This window comes from Streptococcus sp. ST16, from assembly GCF_046098135.1.
Classification (GTDB): domain Bacteria; phylum Bacillota; class Bacilli; order Lactobacillales; family Streptococcaceae; genus Streptococcus.
In genome coordinates this window covers 38,319-57,516 of the sequence record NZ_JBJUSE010000003.1, presented here as the reverse complement: position 1 = coordinate 57,516, position 19,198 = coordinate 38,319, and the positions used below count along the sequence as shown (strand labels likewise).

The following is a 19,198-nucleotide window of genomic DNA, read 5'->3' as shown; positions in this document are numbered from 1 at the left end:
TTAAATCACTTAATTGTGAAGCAATCTGAAAGGTTGAGGCAAAATAATATTCATATTTTGTTCGGCCTTGCAGTTGTTCAATGAAACAATGTATTCACTTTTACTATTTCTTTATCATACTGGGAGATACCTTATGAGCCAATATGCTTATATCCTCGTTGTACTTAGCTTGGTTTTCCTTTTTCTGCTCAATAAGTACGAGAAGGAAAGACTTCAAAAGCTCTACCAAGAGCAACTCTTGAAGGATGAAATATTTAAGGCTGACATCAAAGAGAAAATTCACACGACTGACAACATCAATGATGTCATTGCACATATCAATAAAACTTACCATCTGGGAATGTTGCTATCAAAAGATATCACAGATCGATTAAAATGACCAAAGTCCGAGAAGAAAACTTCTCGGATTTTTATTCACTCTAGTCAACATTATCCTCTCGAAACAGTCATAGTTATTTTCATATGATTTTTGTGAATCTTTTCATGATTTCCCAACTTTTTTCAAAATATTCTTGCATTTCTCCTAAATTTTTTGTAGAATAGAAGCTACCTATTCAGATTATTCTGAAAATTCAAAAATAGGAGTGTTTATTATGTCACAAGTTACTTCATTAAATCAGTCAACCTGGACAAGCAAACTAAAGGCAATGGGGCCAGGTATCCTCATGGCTTCTGCCGCCGTTGGAGGTTCTCACATCGTATCCTCCACTCAAGCTGGTGGTTCTTATGGTTGGTCGCTACTCCTCTTAGTTATCTTAGCCAATGTTTTCAAATATCCATTTTTCCGTTTTGGTGCCGAATATACTGCCGATACTGGTAAAACCTTGGTCGAAGGCTACGCCGAAAAAGGCAAGTTCTATCTCTGGATCTTCTTTATCCTCAATGTCTTTTCTGCTATGGTCAACACAGCTGGGGTCGCTATCCTTTGTTCAGCCATCATCGCTAGCGCCTTCCCTATGATTGGTCTTAGCATCACTCAATGGTCCCTTATCCTTGTTGCGGTCATTTGGGCCATGCTACTCTTTGGTGGCTACAAACTGTTGGATGGTATGGCAAAATGGATCATGTCAGCTTTGACTATTGCAACTGTTCTTGCAGTTATCATTGCAGCAATTAAGCATCCAGAATACAGTTCTGATTTTGTCGAGAAGACACCTTGGCAAATGGCAGCCCTCCCTTTTATCGTTTCCCTCCTAGGATGGATGCCTGCCCCTATTGAAATTTCAGCCATCAACTCACTCTGGTCTGCTGAAAAGAAAAAGACTGTCAACTTTAATACAGAGGACGCCCTTTTCGACTTTAACGTTGGTTACATTGGAACTGCTATCCTGGCTGTATTCTTTGTAGCACTCGGAGCACTCATTCAGTATCCTACAGGACAAGCAGTTGAGGCCGCTTCGGCCAAATACATCTCTCAATTCGTGGGTATGTATGCCTCTGTTCTTGGAGAATGGTCCCGTTACTTGATCACCTTCATCGCCTTTCTCTGTATCTTTGGAACAGTCATTACTGTTATCGATGGCTATTCCCGCGTTAATCAGGTTTCCCTACGACTCTTGTTAAGTCAAAAAGAGGATGATAGCAAATCTTTGAACATCTGGATGACCCTCACAGCTGTTATCGGTATCATCATCATCAAGTTCTTTGCTGGTCAGGTATCAACCATGCTTCGCTTCGCCATGATTGGTTCTTTCCTGACAACACCATTCTTCGCTCTTTTGAACTATGTATTGGTGACACGTGAAAATAAAAACCTTCCTTCTTGGCTAAAACTCCTCGCTATCGCAGGATTGATTTTCCTCTTTGGCTTCGCTATCTTCTTTATCTATGCACTTGCTATCGGAAAAGCAGGATAGTTTATAAATGGCACCCTTACGGGGTGCTTTTTGTATACACAAAAAGCAGTTGAAAATCTCAACTGCCCCTCAGTACTACTTTATTTTTCTGTTTCTAACTCATACAAGTCTGCAATGATCGCTGCGACCTTTTTAATATCTCCCAGCATACCACGCATTTCAAAGTCAGCCAAAACTGGGAAACCAAAGCGCTGACTATACTGCTTGGCTGTCAGGCAGTATTGATTGTTAAAATTGCGATTACCAGATCCCACTACCCCAAAACACTTACTAGCATTGTCCCCATAGGCGATAAAGTCGCCCAGTGGAGTTGTTAGAATCTCAACATCGCCGTTATCGACACCATTCCCACCTTCTAGATAGGTCGGCAAAAAAGCGATATAGGGATGTTCCATTTCAAAGAATTCTTGACCTTCCTTGACTAGGTCCTTGATATGGATTTTTTGGACCTCAATCCCTTCGTACTGGGACAAGAGATAGTCCTTGAGTCGGGTTACAAAACTCTCTGTATTCCCACTCAGACTGATATACACTAAGGATATTTTTTTCATGTTGACCTCGATTTTTATGTTTACGATATAAAAAGAACTACCAAAATTGTAACTTGATAGTTCTCTTTTGTCAATACTTAGGCAACATCTTCTGCTTCGACTTCCTCAGTCAAGTCCTTTTGTTGGCGCCACATCTTGTAAAAGACTAAGGCTAAAAAGAGAACATTGATGATGATGAACAAAATATCCGTCCCTTTTGCTAATGCTCCCATTCCTAAGCCAAGGGCACTATCTTTGATTAATTGAACTGCATCTTGAATGTTCATATAGCTATAAACCAGACCAACAATAGCTAGTAAAACATAGCCAATATAAGTATAGTTTGCAAGTTGCACGTTTTTACGTACGAGAAATACAAAGGCTACTACAACTAAAATTGCAGATAAAATAATCAACAACATATTAAAAATAGAGTGAGAGGATTCTGACACTTTGTAAGTATAGTTGACCGTGTCTTCTAATTGCTGGGCAGTAAGCGTCCCGCTATTCGCCAGGCTAGCACGAAGCGCATCTTTACTTGGCAATGGACTCAAGATTCCAAATAGTGACATAGATGAAATGAGGGCTGATAGGACTAACAAAACCCAAAGATAAATAGGATTCTTTTTCATGTTTTCCTCCATAAGATATTTTGAACATTATAGCATTTTTTGTACAGGAATACAACTTTTACAAGTTGGTTTCAACTTGTTTCCGATAGGCTTTCGGTGATTTTCCGCACAATTTACGGAAAACCTTGTAGAAATATCCAACATTACTGTAGCCAACTGCATAGCAAATATCTTCGATGCTATCACTGGTCGAAAGTAAGAGTTGCTGCGCTGCCTTAATTCGCTGTTTATTGAGCAGTTCCGCAAAGGTTGAGTTGGTTTCCCTCTTGATCAGCTGACCGAGATAGACAGGATTGATAAAGAGATCCTTGCTAATATCCTTAAGTGAGAGCTCTTTCTGGTAATCACGCCCAATCACTTCCAGAACGCTCACCACATTTTCATTCATGCGGTACTGGCCAAAGAACTTGGTCAAGGTGTCCTTGATATAGGCAACCAATTCTTCAAAGGTGTTAATGGCATGGATGGCTTTGACAATCTCGGTCATATCATCTGCTTTTAGGTGTTCAAACAAATGAAAGACATCCATGACAAACTGGGTGAAGAGCTGCTTCGTGATGGCCACGCGCGGGGTATTTTCCAAGACGACCTTCTCTAGCAGGGTTAATTCTTCGATGATTTGATTGATATTCCCTTGGATAATCACCCGATAAATCGGCTCGTAATAAGCAAACAAACTCTCGGATTTTTCTAGATTGACTGAACCGTAGAAGAGGGCTTTTTCAGCATTGATCTTCCAATTCTCAAAGGATGGCTGATAGGGTGCTTCAAATGGTGTCACGACGATGCCATCGAGCGGTTGATCAGAGATGAAAATCTGCCAGTCTTGCCCCAAAACATAGTAAGGAATGGTAAAAGAGCCTTGCTTTTCCTTTGAAAGTCCTATCCACCAGTTTTCTTTACCTGCTAAAAAACTGATAAAGCCTTCTTCATCTAATTCTTGACTGAGGGTCTGACTTTGCTCCACCTTTTCTTGAAGCTGTCGCGCAATCTTTTCTAGTAAATTGCCCAACTCCACCTTGTCTACTGGCTTGACCAGATAATCCACGACACTAAGGTTCATGGCTTTTTTGACATAATCAAACTCCTGATAACCAGACAGCAAGATATAATAGGTATCTGGAAGTAGCTCTTTCATTTCCCTAATCATCTCAAGCCCTGTCTTATCTGGCATGTTGACATCGGAAATGATCACATCTACTGGATTTTTCTTAACATAGTCCAAAGCATCATCTGCGTGATTAGCTGTCGCGACGACTTGCATATCCCATTTTTCAAAGGGAATTAATCGCTTGAGCCCCTCTGTCACCATGTACTCATCGTCTACTAATAAAACTTTATACATTTCTACCCTTTCTATTCATCTTGGATAGTGATCTGGTAACGAACACCTTCTTGCTCAGCTGACTCTACACTGATTTGGTAGCGATCCCCAAAGTAGAGAACAAAGCGTTCGTGTACATTTACTATTCCAATTGATTGCCGCTCTCCACTGTAGCTTGCTTCGTGTTCAAAACTTCGCCGAGTTAATTTTTCTTGCAGGCTAGCTAGTTTCTCAGAAGACATTCCCCGACCATTGTCTTCCACTAAGATTTCAACGAAACCTTGGCCCTTCAAGGCTTTGATACTGATGACATTATCTGTTCTGCGATGGTCAACACCATGGGCAAAGTAGTTTTCTACTAATGGTTGGAGTGTAAATTTTGGAATCCTCATTTCTTCCAATTCTGGTGCAATCTTGAAACCATAGGCAATGGATTTAGGATAACGCACCATGCAGAGATAGCTATATTTTCGGCAGAATTCCAACTCCTGCTTCAGCGTGGTTTCCCGCTCGTCGGAGATATTGTTGCGTAACAAGCTACTAAATTCATAGATAATATCTGCCAGTTCATCCTGACTTGCCATAACGGCATACATCCGTAAAAACTCTAGAGTATTGTACATAAAGTGAGGATTGATTTGAGCCTGCAGGGCTCGCATATTGGCATCCTTTTGACTGAGCTCTAGCTGATAGATATCGTGGATATTTTTTTCCAGGCGATCCAACATATCATTGGTTGTTTCTGCAATGAGAAGCAACTCTTGGTCTTTTTCAGAGGTATCAATTCGAAGTCCTTCTTCTCCTTGAGCAATCACCTCGATCGAATCTACTAGATCTACGACTTGTTTTTGGTAATTTGAGAAAGTCTGTCTAAGAGTCACGTACAAAATGATGATAAAGAGGATACTTAGCCCAATAATAATAGCTGAACTCGTCAAAGTTCCAGTAAGAACAAAATTTTTAGGAACAGCAGCTCGAACCTGATAACCGTGAGAGGTAACACCTACAAACCAGTTCTCCCTCTCGACTGATACCTTCTCCCCAATATGGAACATCTCAGTCTCAAAAGGCGAAGTTACTGTTACAGCCATCGGGATATGGCCCCTTGTATTGTCAATAGCTCCATGGAGAACATCTGGCGATAAGGAGATATAGATCACTCCTAAATCCTTGTCAGACACAGGATCGGAAACGGGAATGGCAAAACTGTTGGCTGTCGGCTTAAAATCCTCCGCAGGGACTTTCTCTCCGCTGCGTTTTTCTCTAGTCGAAACATACACTTCCTTATAGTCCTGAAGGACAATAGCCACTCCAGTCACAAAATCATTCCGAACATAGATATTATCAATATTTTCATACAAGGATACAGAAATATAAGGCGAAGTTTTACGCTCTAATTGCCAATAGAAATAGTCTGGGGTGCTAAGACTGAAATACTTGTAAATCCCTTCAATTCGGGCTTGATTTTCAACCAAAGACTGAGCGAGTTGAGTTGACTCTCTGTGATAATATTCCACTTCACTCACTGTCCGAGTGGTCACACGTTCTGCAACCCTTTGGGCCTCTTTCTCACGCGAGTCCCAGTCAGCATACGATAGCATAATCGCAAAACTGGCAATGACCACGATCATAACCAAACTATAAATCCGTAAAAGAGAGTGAAGCCAGAACTGCTTCATTCTATTTTGTCGCCAATTTTTCATGGATACTTTCATAAATAGGTTCCAACATATCACTGATAAAGAAATGCCATATTCCAATTCCTACAAAAAAGAGCAAGGCAGGCATATAATAACCAACTCCTACAAGGAGAGTCGTCCCGAGTAAAACCTTGGCAATCGCAGGTAGGCTCATGAAAATCCCGATAAGGGACAGTTTCAAGGTATTTTGGTAGGATAAATCAAAGTACACCTGAAGTTTCAAGGAAACAGTATAGGCTAGAAAGACAAAAACAACTACAAGGACATTGAGAAAGGTCGCCAAGAGATGGAAAATCGTCTGGTGGGGCAATTGAACTAGAAGATACAAACCATAAACTAGGACAAGATCCACAAATACAAAACTATAGAAAGCTAGATTGCTCTTGACAAAATTACTCTTATACAATTCCCAAGCTTCCTTCAAATGGTATGCTCGATAGGTATAACCATGCTCCGCATACAAACTCATAAGGGTGGCGCTAGCCGGTGCCAAACCAAAGACCACTCCTCCTGCTAGTGTTAATAGCCAGAAATAAGCCGTCGCAATCATTCCCAAAAAGATACGATTAAAGACAAATTCTAGAAATTTTCCCATATTACTCTCCTTAAACTAACAATGTAACCATTATATCATATTTCAAACGTTTTCAAAAACATAGAGCACCCATTTACAATCCTCAAAAAGCGTGATACAATTGGTTTTGTTAATTTGCATCAAGGAGATTCTCATGAAGAAAAATATCTTAACCACCCTCTTGGCCGCCGTCCTCTACTTCCTCTGTGTGGGGATTGGAGTCTTCCTAGGACATCTGGTCGACCAGACAGGCAATATGTTCTACGCGCCTGCCTTTTCTGTCCTTGTCGGTGGCAGTGTCTACATGCTTCTTTTGACGAAGGTCCCTCGTTTTGGCGCTATTACAACTCTAGGACTTTTTATGGCACTTTTTTTCCTAGCTAGCAAGCATGGTGCTGGTGCTTTTCTTCCAGGTATCGTCTGTGGTCTTGTAGCAGATGCTATCGCTTGTCTAGGCAACTATAAAGACCGAATCAAAAACATCCTCTCCTTCCTTGTCTTTGCTTTCAGCACAAGCGGCCCTATCCTCCTCATGTGGATCAGTCCCAAAGCTTACATGGCCACCTTACTCGCGCGTGGAAAGTCACAAGAATACATCGACCGTATCATGGTCGCTCCAGAGTTGGACAAAATCCTTCTCTTTGTTTCAAGCATCCTCCTAGGTGCCTTGATGGGAGCTGTGATGGGGCAATTTCTAAGTCAAAAAATCACCGATAAAATGTAACGTAAAAGCCCTGAAGACTAGCAATGTCTAGTTCCAGGGCCTTTTTGTATACAATCTTAGAATTCACTATAAATAAATTCTTGAATATTCGAAAAATCAGTCACAAAACAGTAAATCACGATGCTTAAGATAACCGTATAGAAAAATAGTGTCCACAAGATTAAACGCTGTGTGTTAGTTAGCTTGGTTTGCAAATTTGTAAAGTTCTTTTTCAACTTCCATCCATCCTTTCACTCCAACGTGCATCACGTCAAATAAAAAGTAATCATCATACTCTCTGTTTCCATAGTTTAATACAGTTGCACCATGGCTTTTTGCGACATCTTCTATTTTTTTATAAGTTTTTTCTCGCATCTCTCTTGATACACCAGTGTAGTCATTCCATTTCCCGTTTACTGGGAAAATAATGACCTCAACTTCGATTCCCAATTCCTTAGCAACTGTCAAGAAGAGTTCCATATCTGAATACTCTGGTGACTCTAGGTAACTCAAATCTTTATTAGAATCTTTCAGTGATGCATAGCGGTCTTTTAAGTAAGTATTGTAGTAATTATTATCAACAGCATAGTCATTATTGTCTGTTTTCTTTTTGACCTCTTCCACAAACTGATTCGTCATTTTCTCCCAATCATAGTCTGGGGTTTTGTCTCCTGATGAGGGATAATCTGATTTCTCATGATTTTCATAAAATTTTCGTTTGAGCTTAAAGGAATACATCGCGTTATCTAACTCTAGTAGTTTTTTATCAATTATAGTTCCTTTTCCATCTATGAAATAACTTTTGTATTTTTTGTAGATATCATTTTGTTGCTTATTTCCCTTGGTAATCTCGATAATGCGATTGATTATTTTTTCTTTCGTTTCCTTACTAATCTTGTCATTATCTAGCATGTGGAAGATATGTTCCTGAGAAGCCTTGTTCAAAAAGGCGTCTTGATGAGTCCCATCTTTTTCAAACCACTGAACAGACTCTACTATAGCCACTTTTCGCTTACTCATAGATCCTTCAATAGAGCCCAAGGTCGTAGCCTGAATGATATTTTGAGAATAACTGGTTCCAATCTGCATGATGTTGAAATCGTTGTAGTTAAAAATTCTATTGGGATGATAATCTTCATCCTTTGTCGCAACCAACTCGGATGAGCCCAATAAAACCAGTGTATTGGGAGTGATATTGCTTGTTAAAATATCCCTACTTTTATACTTTTCATACGAGGTGCTATAACGAATACTGTTATCCTTGACTTTATAATAATCATCAATCTTCTTGACATACGTCACATTTAAAAGGGCAAGCGTCGCAATTACGAGCACAAGCGATAGTAAAAATGCTTTTAGTTTAATCATCTCGTTTTATCCTATCCCTTCGATTCTTCCAATCTCTTTTCAATTTCTTATCTCTTTAAAATCGTAAGCAAGATTTTATAGGGTTCACCTGAGAAGATAAAGAAACCAACCATAACCAAATGCATGGTCACAAACCAACTTAGTAGCTTATACCAGTTTTTGTTTTTATTTTTCTTATAAAAATTGCTTTTCTTTTGATACACTTCAAATCCAGCCATCAAGACACCGTGATAAAAACCATAAACAATGTAGCTAACACTAAGACCATGCCAAAAACCCATGACCAACATATTGACCATATAGGCATAGGTTGCATTGTGTAGTCTATTTTTAAACCATTTTTTCCTGATAACCTGCATCAATACTCTTGAAAATACAAAATCTCTCAACCAGGTCGACAAGGTGATATGCCATCTGGTCCAAAAATCCTTGATATCGACACTCAAGAAAGGTTTGTTAAAGTTCATCGGTGTCTGGATACCTAGAATATTACTACTTCCAACGGCCATTAGACTGTAGCCTGCAAAGTCAAAGAACAGATACAAGGTATAGAGGTACATATACTTGATTGAGTAAACGACTGTACCAGTATTATTTAGAGCGAGTAACATCTGGTAAACATAGGTTGATAAAACAACCTTGTAAAGAAGGCCTAGAACGATACGATACACACCGTCCCCTGCTAACTCTAGATACTCTTTTCGAGGCATGACCTCGTTTATCTCTTTTAAAAATCTCCTACTCCGATCAATCGGACCAGCACTAACTGTTGGGAAAAAGAGTAAAAACTGTAGATAATCTTTTACACTGACTTTTTCTTTGATCAAGCCATCCGATATCTCTAGCATAATCTGAATGGTCTTAAAGGACATGTAAGAAATTCCAATAAAGGCCAACAAATGCAGAGAAGTCAGGGCAAAGACTTTATTGATTACCAAAGGAAGAATGGAAAGGAAAACCAGTGGTTTCAGCCGCTTTGCCTCTATCCTCTGTGCTAGAAAAACCAGAAAATATTGATAAATGACAAAGGCAAGCAAATAGACTATCATCGCCCGACTCTTACCATAGATAGCTCCTGCAAAGAAGAGGGAGAGCACCAAAATATAGTAGTCCTTACGTTTTTCAAAAAAGTTTATCATAAAACCAATCAGTAAAACTACAAACAAAAGAAGGAAAAACTCATTCCCCTCGAAATAATTCATACCAGCCAAACTCCTTTACATTATCATCCCTCCCACAGCAAACTTTCTGATTTGCTAATTGAGGGGCCTTTCTTTATTATAGCATATTTCTAAAAAGAAGCTTTACTCTTCTTGCATTTCATTGAAAAAGCAAAAAGGAGTCCCTTTGAACTCCTTCCATTTATTTATGACTCAATTTCTTGGTCAAGAAATCTCCCAAGAACTGGATTGTAAAGATAATCAAAATGATAATAATGGTTGCCAAGATAGTCACATCGTGATTGTAACGATTAAATCCATAGGCAATGGCTACGTTACCAATACCGCCAGCTCCAACCGCACCGGCCATAGCTGTTTCCCCAACAAGGGAAATCAAGGTTACAGTCGTCACACGAATCAAATCTGGAAGACCTTCGGATAGGTATACCCCAACGATATCCCAGAATGTCGCTCCACTAGCCTGCGCCGCCTCAATGACACCGCCGTCCAGTTCAGCCAAAACAACCTGCACCTGACGGGCAAAGAAGGCAAAGACTGCAAAAGAAAGTGGGACAAGGGCTGCATTTGGCCCGATACTAGTCTTGACGATCAAGTGAGAGAGTGGCGACATGATTGCCAAGAGAATGATGAAAGGAACCGCACGGAAAATAGAAGTAATCTTGTCTAAAATCCAAAAGATAATCTTATTTTCCAAGACACCACCTGGCGCTGTCAAGACGAGAAAAAGACCTGCCACCAGCCCCAAGAACCCTCCGATGATAAAGGAAAGAACGGTCATATAAAGAGTGAGGTAAATGGCTGTTCCCCAGCCTGCTTGACCAGCCCAGCCCATTTTATAGACATTTGGTAAGTAAGTTTGAATCAACTCTGTCATTTTACTGTCCTCCCTTCAATACTTTTAGCTGTACACCTGCTTGTCGAATGGCTTCTTGAGCACCTGCTAGTGCTGCTTTTTCACCTGATAAGACTACAATCAATTCTCCAACAGGAGTTCCATCGAGGATTTCGATATTTCCATAGAGGATATTAGCCGTTACTTGGTAATGCTTGTACAATTCATTCAAAAGTGGCTCGTCTGTCGAAGCCCCAGCGTATTTGAGTTGCACTAAGATACTGTTCTCAGATAAATGCTCTACGATTTCTTGCTTCTCAATCTTAACCATGGCTTCGTCAATACCCGTGGCTGTTGAGATAAAGTCCTGAGTCAAAGGTTGTTTAGGATCCGAGAAGATTTCAAGGACACTGCCTTCTTCAATCAAACGCCCATCCTGCATGACTGCCACACGATTGGCGATGTCTTTGACAATCTGCATTTCATGCGTAATCAGGACAACAGTCAAGCCTAGTTTTTGGTTCAAATCTTGCAGTAAAGCCAGAATTTGCTTGGTTGTCTTAGGGTCAAGGGCAGAAGTTGACTCATCTGAAATCAAGATTTTTGGATCATTGGCCAAGGCACGCGCAATGGCCACACGCTGTTTTTGCCCTCCAGATAGTTGAGAAGGGTGGTTTTCAGCACGATCTGCCAAGCCAACCAAATCCAACAACTTAGCAACTTTAGCTTTCTTTTCTTCCTTGCTGAGTCCAGAGTGTTTGAGGGCAAAGGCCACATTCTCCTCTGCTGTCTTTTGACTCATCAGATTGAAATGCTGGAAAATCATCCCGATATCTTGACGCTTGCGACGCAACTGCTCTGCCGTCAAGGTAACCTTACCATCAAAAATCACATCGTTATCAATGGTAATTTTCCCTGCAGATGGTTTTTGCAAGAGATTAATCACTCGGACAAGAGTGGATTTTCCTGCTCCAGAATATCCAACGATACCGTAGATATCCCCTTCTTGGATGCGAATGGTCACATCCTTGACTGCTGTGATGGTTCTTTTCTTTTGGTGAAAAGTCACATCGATCTGATCTAACTTGATAATATCTCTACTCATAGCTTCTAATCAGCTCCTCTACTAATTCAATATGGGTGTAGTAATCGGCGATTCGGACGTTTTCATCTCCACCGTGGTCCCGGCTATTGGCATTTCCTAGACCGAAGGCTACCATTGGCACCTCTAGGGCATCAAAGACCGTATGCATAGGCCCTGTTCCAGCTGTAGTCGGCAAGACTGAAACTCCCTGTGGATAGAATTTCTTGGCCAACTCGATTACGTTGAGAATAGCTGGCGCGCTCATATCGCTTCGATAGCTCATCTCTCCCAAGGTATAGTATAATTCTACCTTATCAAAGCCATTTTTGTCTAGCTGTTTCCGAATTTTTTCCAGAACATCATGCGGTTCTAGGCCAGGAACCAAACGAACCTCTAACTTGGCACTGGCTTCTGCTGGCAAAATCGTTTTAACCCCTTGCCCTTGATAACCTGACTGAATCCCTTCGATATTGAGGGCTGGCTCGAAAAAGAAACGTTTTAGAAAGGCTGCACGTTCCTCTTGTAAGAGAGGCAATTCCAAGCCATAAATGCGACTGATTTCCTCAGGATTACGTTGGGCGTAGGTATCCACCAAGGCTAGTTCTCGTTCATTTGGCTCTTGAACATCCTCGTACAAGCCTTCTACTAAGATACGCCCATCAGCAGCTCGCAGACTACTTAAGGCCTGGATAAGATACCATGGAGCTGATTCCACGACACCACCATAACTCGAGTGGATATCCACATCCGCACTTTTTACCTTAGCATCAAAGGTTACAATCCCCTTGTTTCCACCAGAAATTTCTAACTGCTCCAAGGCGTTCTTGGTTCCTTGTTCCCAGACTAGCAAATCTGCTCCTCGAAGTTTGTCTGCGTGTTTCTCTAAATACTTATCTAGATCCATGGAAGCAGATTCCTCTGCCCCTTCCATGATAAAGCTGATATTGACAGGCAGGTCATCGTGGTGCTGCATATACTTTCTCAAAGCACTCAAACGAGCCGTGATATGGCCCTTGTCGTCGTCAACACCACGCCCATACATAAATCCATTACGCACAGAAAGTGTAAAGGGATCCTCTGTCCAAATCTGATCTCCGTCCGCTGGTACAGTGTCATAGTGGTTATAGAAGATCAAAGTCTTAGCATCTGGACGCGAACTCTTGAAATGCGCCATGACAAAAGGCGCTGTGTAGCTATCATCAATCTCGACTTCAGCTCCCACACGCTTGAAAATCTCACCCAGATAGTTTGCGACTTCCTTGAGCCCGACCTGCTGGGCAAAGACTGATTTCTTAGAAATCAAGGTACGCAAAACTTCAAAGTAATGCTGGGCTACATGATCCTTTTCAAATTTTTCAATCTGTTCTTGTTCGCTAGGAAAAACCATTTTTTCTCTCACTTTCTACTGAGGACTTGTGTCTATGGACGGACTACAAGATCGTCTTCTTCAAAACCAACAGTCTAGACAAAAGCAAGAGGTGGAAACTCTCTCCCACCTCCCTGTGTCTTATTACCAAACTGGTTGGTCCAAACCGTCTGATGTTTCTTCGATAACTTTTTTCACTTCATCAGTGTGGTAAGCTGCGATAATTTTCTTGATGGCATCAGCCTTAGGTGATGATTCCCAATCTTTTTTCGCAACAATGATGTTGTACCATTGTTTTGAGTTTTCATCAGCTTGTTCTTTGAAGAGTGCTTTCTTGTAGTCCAATTTTGCTTCTGTAACGAAGGTATTGTTTACAACGGCAGCGTCAACTGATGACAATGAACGAGCTGTTTGAGTAGCATCCAATTCAGTAATCTTCAAGTTCTTTGGATTTTCTTTGATGTTTGCGATTGTAGCAAGTTCAGTTCCTGAAACATCCAACTTGATCAAACCAGCTGATTGAAGAAGGTAAAGAGCACGGCTTTCGTTAGTAGCATCGTTTGGTACTGCGATTTCACCGTTATCTGGGATTTCTTCCACTTTAGTGTACTTGTTTTCTTCTCCATTTTTACCTGAGTAAAGGCGGATTGGTGAGATATAAGTCTCTGCAATCGCTACAAGATCTTTTCCGTTTTCTTTGTTCCAGTTGTTCAAGAAGTTATAGTGTTGGAAAGCGTTCAAGTCTACTTCACCATCAGCAGTTGCCTTGTTTGGTTGTGAGTAATCTGTAAACTCTGTGAATTCCAATTTAATGCCGTCTTTTTCAACTAATTCTTGGACTTTGTCCCAACGTGCTTCTTCTGAGCCACTACGGTTAACAGTCGCAATTTTAACTGTAGTTGTATTGTCTGCTTTCTTGTCCGAATTTCCGCAAGCTGCAAGTGTAAGGCCTGCTACTGTAGCAATAGCTGCTACGCCTAACCATTTTTTAATTTTCATGATTCTTTCTCCTTTAAAAATAATACCGTAATAGTATCTCATACTTTATTTGATTTCGCAAATTGTTATTAGATAGGCAGACATATAGTTTGAAACTATAAGTCTAGAAGTTGCAAAATCATCCACCTACGAGAGAATGGATGATTTACAAACTTATTTAATATCAGCTTCTGCTGGTAGGTAAGAACCGCCAAAGAACTGTTGAGATAATTTTTCAAGAGTTCCGTCTTTGTATAGTTCTTGGATGCGTTTATCCACAAATTCCTTCAACTCATCTTGGCCTTTTGCAAGAAGTGGGTATACGTAAGGTTGTTGGTCGCTTGGAAGTTCGATGACTTTCAAATTATCCAAACCTTGGTTTTTGATAACTGTCTCTACACCGATTTTATCAAAAATCTTGTAGTCAAACTGGCCATCACTCAAACGAGACATGATTTGTTGGAAATCTGCCTTAGTGTAGTTAAGAACCGTTGGATTATCTGCGTGTTGTTTGTTGTATTCTTCCAATTGTTTAGCTGAGGTTGTTCCTTGAACGACTTCAGTTGATTTTCCACCGATATCATCAAGAGACTTGATGCTGTTGTCGTCCTTTTTCACAACAAGAACGTTAGGATTTTTAGCAATTGGTGCTGCGTAGAGGTATTTTTCTGCCCGTTCTTTTGTATAGCTGATATTGTTAACCGCCATTTGGTAACGATCTGCGTCAAGGCCTGCAAAGATACCTGACCATTCTGTCTTTTCAAACTTAACATCATACTTGTCAGAGTCTTTAAAGATAGCACGGACTACTTCAATCTCATAACCAGTCAACTCGCCATTTTCTTCGTAGTTAAATGGTTTTGGTGAAGCATTGGTTGCAACGATAATTTCTTTCTTAGCAGATGCTGCTTCGCTAGTTGCAGTATCTTTCTTATCTCCACCTGAGCAAGCTGCTAGTACACCTGTCGCAACAAGCCCTAGAGCAGCAAGTGATGAATACTTAACGATTTTTTTCATGATATTTCCTCCAAAATAGAATACCTTACTATCTTATCAGAAAATAATTTTTTTCGCTATTATATGATATCTATCTCGGTGATAGGTTTTTTTTATGGCTGACTAAAAGACCAGACGCAAGACTGCAATCAAGACCACTCCAAAAAGAACTGTGCCCACTAGATTGCGGTAGCGAAAGGCTACCCAAGCCGTTGGAAAGACTGCTAAAAAGTCCAACCATTTGATTTGAGGAAGACTCCCAACCTTGCCTGTCACCACGCTTGAAAGGATCAAGGCAAAGATAATAGAAACAGGCAAAAACTTCAAAAAACGCTCGACGATTGCTGGCAACCCCTTGTACTTGACCAAGATGAAAGGAATCATACGAGGTATCCAAGTCACTAGGCCTGAAAAGATAACGGCTAACAAAAGATATTTACTGACCATCTAAGACCACCTCCATTGTACATCCAAGTAGCGTCGCAAATAGAACAGCTAGAGACTGAGACACCACTGTCAAGAGCAAAAAGAAAGACACCGTAACAACTGCTAGGATCTTCAGCAGATTGCGGACAGGAATCCGTCTTTGCATAATCTGGAACTGCGAAGCAAAAATCCCGATAAACATTCCCACAAGGGCAAAATCAAGGCCAAAGATTTCTGGATTTGGCAGTAAACCACCTAGAGCTGTCCCAACAACTGTCCCAACAAACCAAGCTACATAACTGTTGAGATTATTCCCATGCATCCACATAGGATTGACCTTGTCTGTATGGGCTAATTCTCCCATCAAAACCCCGTAAGTCTCATCTGTCAAGAGACTAGACATACCGATATTTTGCCAGAGACTGGTATGACGGAAATAAGTCGACGCATGCAGACTCAGCAAAAAGAGTCGTAAATTGATTAAAAAGACCGTCATAGAAATAGCAGCAACAGGCGCTTGTACCGCAATCAGTGCCAGCATGGCAAACTGGGCGCTCCCGGCATAAACAAAGAGGCTCATCAAGCCCATCTCAACAGGTGTTACATAGGGTGCACCAATAATCCCACAGGCCAGTCCGATACTAACATAGCCAAGGGCAGTCGGAATGGCCGCTTGCACTCCCTCCCAAAATCCTTTTTCTTTCATCCTTCTCCTCATATTCTCTCCAATTGAGTCTGTTCGTCATCACAGCCACAGCACGGACTATTATAACATATTCAAAGAAGAGAAAAAAGTTTGCTGATTTTGGCCATCATAAAAAGACTGGTAATCCAGTCTCAAACACCTATTATACAAACTCCCCACTAAATGCTCTCATGGATATTCAAGAGCATGATAAATGCGGTTAGGAGTAATAGCAATAGAATAAAGCTGACCGCTAGGGTTCCAAAACTTGTAGCAATCGTTACGAAAACAATTGTGAATAGACTTGGTAAAACAACCGTAATAGCACCAATAGAGGATTGAACCGCTCCCATTGATTCCTCAGGTATTTGTTTAAAGACGAGTTCTTGCAATCTAGGAGAGAGTAACCCTGCGATGAAGGCATCCAAGGAGCTGAAAAGCAAAATCAAACCAAAGTGACCTGTGGCAAATCCTACTAAAAGGAGTAACTGGATGACGACTGAGGCATATAGAGCTAGTTTTATGGAGATTGTATTCTTCAGATAGCCACTAACGAGACTTCCGACAATAAGTGCTGATAATTCTAGTGTTGATAACAAAGCGAGTGATTGACCGGTTTGTAAATTCAAAAACGGTTGGTTTCTTAAAAAAAGAGTCGAAATAGGAACAGTGACATTGATCACAGCTTGGCTGATAGAGACGATAAATAAAATGAAGATCACTCTATCCATATTCCAGATCAATTTCGATGATTGGAACAAATGCTGGCAAAACGATTTTACAGAAAGACCTTCTTGATAGCTAATTGTTTTTTCAACTTTCAAAAGATCATTTTTTATGAAAAGAATACCTACAAATGCTATCAGAAACGTCAGAGCGTTTAGCAAGGAAATGAACTGAATGGAAAGAATTCCTAGTAAAATCCCTCCTAGAATATTACTGATTGTCCGAACTAAACTAACTGTTGATTGTTTAAAGCCAATAGCTTCTGTCAGATGTTCTTTCCCAATGATTCTTATAAAAATAGGAGTTAGCATGGCTCCTGAAAAGTAACTCAATGTATCCGACAAAAGGTTCATCAAACAAATAAAGAATACTAGCCATAAGGAAAAGGACTGCCCTGAAAGCGAAAGTGCCACTATAGAATAAAGTACAAATTTGACAAAACTAATAACCGTATACTTTAGAACACGATGGTGTTGAAAGTCAGCCAAAACTCCCATAAAGATTTGCAGAACTTGAGGAACAGTCTCTGAAATCGTAATGAGTAAAATTGCCAAAGGGGCAAATGACGCATCTGCCACATAATTCAAAAAGGCCAAATAAAAAATCGTATCCCCAACCGTCGAAATCCACTGGTTGATGGTTAATTGCCTAAAATCTCTATTTTGAAGAAATACTTTCATCACAACTCCTTTTTGAATTCAAATGGGAACTTTTCCCCAAGAATAGACCGATATTATTGAGCACCCCAAATTACAGCAACGGTAAAATTTGACCAATGGCATTGTAGACTATATGCAGTCCAATTGGCCAATAAATGGACTTTGTCACTCTAAATAAGACTGCAAATATGAGACCACCACCCATATATGAGAAAAAGTCTGTCAAAACCCAACCATGATTACTAATGTGCAAGATTCCAAACAAAGCAGCCGAACCGAGCACATCCAGTCCCCATTTCTTCCCTTTTTCCAGAGCGGTCATCACCAACCCACGATAAATTATCTCTTCAAAAATGGGACCTGCAATTACAGGATAGAAAAAATACATTAAAAATGCCGTAGCTCCTGTAAAGGTAGGAGCAGCATGTTGATAAGAAATTTCATTTCGAGTAGGTGGGAAAAGAAAAAAGGTAACGAAATTCCAAATAACAAAAGCAAGAAGAGCTAAAAAGGAATAAAAAAGATAAGAACCTTTAAATTTTCTACTGTTAATTTTCTGCCATTTCCCTGACCAAACCATAACAATAAGAGCAAATAAAACCACAAGAAAATTCAACATCATATCCGACAAATAATAGGCAAAGTCAGATAGACCAGCAGCAAGGTCGCTGTGTAAAAGCAAACGAATCAAGAACTGGTCAGCAATGACAAGTAAAATAGCTATAAACAAGTAGTAGCGTGAGATTATCTTTTTCATATTTCATCTTTCTAATATCCAAACACCAATAAGCTCACGATAATTAAAAAGGTATTCCACAAGATGTGAAGGGCCATTGACCAATAAATTGAACGTGTATAACGAAAGAGCATACAGAGTAGTAGACCTGCTCCTGCATAAACGATGAAGTCTGTTGACACCCATCCATATTGCAAAACATGGATGAGACTAAAGAGTGTGGAAGAAATGATAACATCAATATAGTATTTTTTAAATTTAGATAGGGCTGTCATCAGAAGTCCACGGAAAACTAATTCCTCAACTATCGGAGCAATAAGACTGCCGTAGAGAATACGTGTCACAAAATAACTAATTCCTGTCAAATTGGCTACGGTTTCTTTTATAGCACTACCATTTTGCGTGTTGGGAAAGATCCGAGTCGTTATATTTACCCACAAAAACATCGATATAAAGGAAAGAAAGAAGATACCCAGATAGGACCAACGAAACTGGAATCGACCGTACTCTTTCCAACGTTGACTCTTAACAAGAACCACAGTAGCAGCAATTCCTTCAATTATTATCAATAAAATTTGAATCCCATAAAATCCAAAATCTGATAATTGATCCATAAACTCTAATCTCACTACTAAATTAAAAATCAAGTAATAAGACATAAGTACCAAAATGGTCCCTAGGTAAAATTTCGTTTCTTCCCTTTTCATAGTTTTTTCTCCCAAATGTTAGTTACGACGTTTTCCAAACAGTCCTTCAATCAGCCCATTCGACCAATCAAATGCCCCATAAGGTCTGGGACTAATACCTCTACCTCCCCAAGCAGGCAAAGCACTACCACCACA

At 40.2% G+C, this 19,198-nt stretch carries 20 protein-coding genes; 3 read left to right on the top strand and 17 right to left on the bottom strand.

Annotated elements, in window-relative coordinates; all coding sequences use genetic code 11:
* The first annotated feature begins 133 nt into the window (after positions 1–133).
* Together ACIY14_RS03055 and ACIY14_RS03050 are read left to right on the top strand one after the other, a co-directional pair.
* On the top strand, positions 134–379 hold the full coding sequence (locus ACIY14_RS03055; RefSeq protein ID WP_409001487.1) for a MarR family transcriptional regulator: 246 nt from the start codon (positions 134–136) through the stop codon (positions 377–379).
* A gap of 214 nt (positions 380–593) precedes the next feature.
* The gene (locus tag ACIY14_RS03050; RefSeq protein WP_409001486.1) at positions 594–1,856 is read left to right on the top strand and encodes an NRAMP family divalent metal transporter; all 1,263 of its coding nucleotides are present in this window, start codon (positions 594–596) and stop codon (positions 1,854–1,856) included.
* Positions 1,857–1,936: 80 nt separating this feature from the next.
* On the opposite strand, the gene nrdI is transcribed toward ACIY14_RS03050, so the two are convergent.
* The 5 genes from nrdI to ACIY14_RS03025 all read right to left on the bottom strand — a co-directional run bounded on the left by nrdI (position 1,937) and on the right by ACIY14_RS03025 (position 6,637).
* Positions 1,937–2,407: a class Ib ribonucleoside-diphosphate reductase assembly flavoprotein NrdI gene (gene nrdI, locus ACIY14_RS03045; protein ID WP_007520838.1), complete on the bottom strand. Its 471-nt coding sequence runs from the start codon at positions 2,405–2,407 to the stop codon at positions 1,937–1,939.
* Between the two features lie 77 nt (positions 2,408–2,484).
* Entirely contained in the window at positions 2,485–3,018 is a 534-nt protein-coding gene (locus ACIY14_RS03040; protein WP_409001485.1) for an ABC transporter permease, read from the bottom strand.
* Positions 3,019–3,076: 58 nt separating this feature from the next.
* Complete coding sequence (locus ACIY14_RS03035; protein WP_409001484.1) at positions 3,077–4,363, bottom strand: response regulator; 1,287 nt, start codon at positions 4,361–4,363, stop codon at positions 3,077–3,079.
* An 11-nt stretch (positions 4,364–4,374) separates the two neighbouring features.
* A complete protein-coding gene (locus tag ACIY14_RS03030; RefSeq protein WP_409001483.1) occupies positions 4,375–6,045 on the bottom strand; it encodes a histidine kinase in 1,671 nt (556 codons plus the stop codon).
* On the bottom strand, positions 6,023–6,637 hold the full coding sequence (locus ACIY14_RS03025; RefSeq protein ID WP_409001482.1) for a YesL family protein: 615 nt from the start codon (positions 6,635–6,637) through the stop codon (positions 6,023–6,025). Before ACIY14_RS03025 ends, ACIY14_RS03030 begins: the two co-directional genes overlap by 23 nt.
* 133 nt (positions 6,638–6,770) lie before the next feature.
* On the opposite strand from ACIY14_RS03025, the gene ACIY14_RS03020 reads away from it, so the two are divergent.
* On the top strand, positions 6,771–7,340 hold the full coding sequence (locus ACIY14_RS03020; RefSeq protein ID WP_409001481.1) for an MptD family putative ECF transporter S component: 570 nt from the start codon (positions 6,771–6,773) through the stop codon (positions 7,338–7,340).
* A gap of 174 nt (positions 7,341–7,514) precedes the next feature.
* On the opposite strand, the gene dltD is transcribed toward ACIY14_RS03020, so the two are convergent.
* The 12 genes from dltD to ACIY14_RS02960 all read right to left on the bottom strand — a co-directional run bounded on the left by dltD (position 7,515) and on the right by ACIY14_RS02960 (position 19,063).
* Positions 7,515–8,687 carry a D-alanyl-lipoteichoic acid biosynthesis protein DltD gene (gene dltD / locus ACIY14_RS03015; RefSeq protein ID WP_409001480.1) on the bottom strand — a complete coding sequence of 391 codons (1,173 nt, stop codon included), beginning with the start codon at positions 8,685–8,687 and terminating at the stop codon, positions 7,515–7,517.
* Positions 8,688–8,734: 47 nt separating this feature from the next.
* Positions 8,735–9,889 carry a D-alanyl-lipoteichoic acid biosynthesis protein DltB gene (dltB, locus tag ACIY14_RS03010; RefSeq protein WP_409001479.1) on the bottom strand — a complete coding sequence of 385 codons (1,155 nt, stop codon included), beginning with the start codon at positions 9,887–9,889 and terminating at the stop codon, positions 8,735–8,737.
* Positions 9,890–10,049: 160 nt separating this feature from the next.
* Positions 10,050–10,742 carry a methionine ABC transporter permease gene (locus ACIY14_RS03005; RefSeq protein WP_409001478.1) on the bottom strand — a complete coding sequence of 231 codons (693 nt, stop codon included), beginning with the start codon at positions 10,740–10,742 and terminating at the stop codon, positions 10,050–10,052.
* Position 10,743: 1 nt separating this feature from the next.
* Positions 10,744–11,805, bottom strand: a complete 1,062-nt coding sequence (locus ACIY14_RS03000; RefSeq protein WP_409001477.1) for a methionine ABC transporter ATP-binding protein — start codon at positions 11,803–11,805, stop codon at positions 10,744–10,746.
* The gene (locus ACIY14_RS02995; protein ID WP_409001476.1) at positions 11,798–13,171 is read right to left on the bottom strand and encodes a M20 family metallopeptidase; all 1,374 of its coding nucleotides are present in this window, start codon (positions 13,169–13,171) and stop codon (positions 11,798–11,800) included. The genes ACIY14_RS03000 and ACIY14_RS02995 overlap by 8 nt, the downstream gene beginning before the upstream one ends.
* Positions 13,172–13,294: 123 nt before the next feature.
* Positions 13,295–14,149: a MetQ/NlpA family ABC transporter substrate-binding protein gene (locus tag ACIY14_RS02990; RefSeq protein WP_000694518.1), complete on the bottom strand. Its 855-nt coding sequence runs from the start codon at positions 14,147–14,149 to the stop codon at positions 13,295–13,297.
* A 153-nt stretch (positions 14,150–14,302) separates the two neighbouring features.
* Positions 14,303–15,145, bottom strand: coding sequence for a transporter substrate-binding domain-containing protein (locus tag ACIY14_RS02985; RefSeq protein ID WP_409001475.1), 843 nt, complete (start codon positions 15,143–15,145; stop codon positions 14,303–14,305).
* 102 nt (positions 15,146–15,247) lie between these two features.
* A complete protein-coding gene (locus ACIY14_RS02980) occupies positions 15,248–15,571 on the bottom strand; it encodes an AzlD domain-containing protein (RefSeq protein WP_000253936.1) in 324 nt (107 codons plus the stop codon).
* Positions 15,561–16,256: an AzlC family ABC transporter permease gene (locus ACIY14_RS02975; protein ID WP_409001474.1), complete on the bottom strand. Its 696-nt coding sequence runs from the start codon at positions 16,254–16,256 to the stop codon at positions 15,561–15,563. The genes ACIY14_RS02980 and ACIY14_RS02975 overlap by 11 nt, the downstream gene beginning before the upstream one ends.
* Before the next feature lie 158 nt (positions 16,257–16,414).
* Positions 16,415–17,641 carry an MFS transporter gene (locus ACIY14_RS02970; protein WP_409001473.1) on the bottom strand — a complete coding sequence of 409 codons (1,227 nt, stop codon included), beginning with the start codon at positions 17,639–17,641 and terminating at the stop codon, positions 16,415–16,417.
* Positions 17,642–17,711: 70 nt separating this feature from the next.
* Entirely contained in the window at positions 17,712–18,377 is a 666-nt protein-coding gene (locus ACIY14_RS02965) for a lysostaphin resistance A-like protein (RefSeq protein ID WP_409001472.1), read from the bottom strand.
* Between the two features lie 11 nt (positions 18,378–18,388).
* Positions 18,389–19,063, bottom strand: coding sequence for a lysostaphin resistance A-like protein (locus tag ACIY14_RS02960; protein ID WP_409001471.1), 675 nt, complete (start codon positions 19,061–19,063; stop codon positions 18,389–18,391).
* Between the last annotated feature and the right edge of the window lie 135 nt (positions 19,064–19,198).